The 341-nt window shown below is 29.6% G+C and carries 1 protein-coding gene; it reads left to right on the forward strand.

Annotated features, from left to right (window positions below):
* The coding region (locus tag A9G11_RS14515) for a hypothetical protein (RefSeq protein ID WP_176701276.1) at positions 1-341 on the forward strand (341 nt) is incomplete at both ends.

Below are 341 nucleotides of genomic sequence, written 5' to 3' on the forward strand. Positions count from 1 at the left end.
GCTTCAGATGAAACTGAGGCCTATATGCCAATAATGATTAAGAATAACAATTTAATGGTTGACTGTATCTATGTTAATCAGCAATTAAAAAATTATATGGCAACTAGCCATTCTTATTGTGGTAAACCACAAATTGTAGCCGATGGGTTTGATGATGATGATGGGTTTGAAAATTTATTTCCAGACTTTTACTTAGACGGCGTGTTTTATTTTATATACTTTCCAGAAACTAATCACTATTTATCTAATAAAGAGTTTGATGTTTTTATTGGCAAATTAGATGATATCAGTTTGTACCGTCGCTATTCATCAATCAAAAATTATGTTTCAAATAAATATAC

It is taken from the genome of Gilliamella sp. wkB108 (assembly GCF_001690195.1).
Taxonomy (GTDB): domain Bacteria; phylum Pseudomonadota; class Gammaproteobacteria; order Enterobacterales; family Orbaceae; genus Gilliamella; species Gilliamella apicola_L.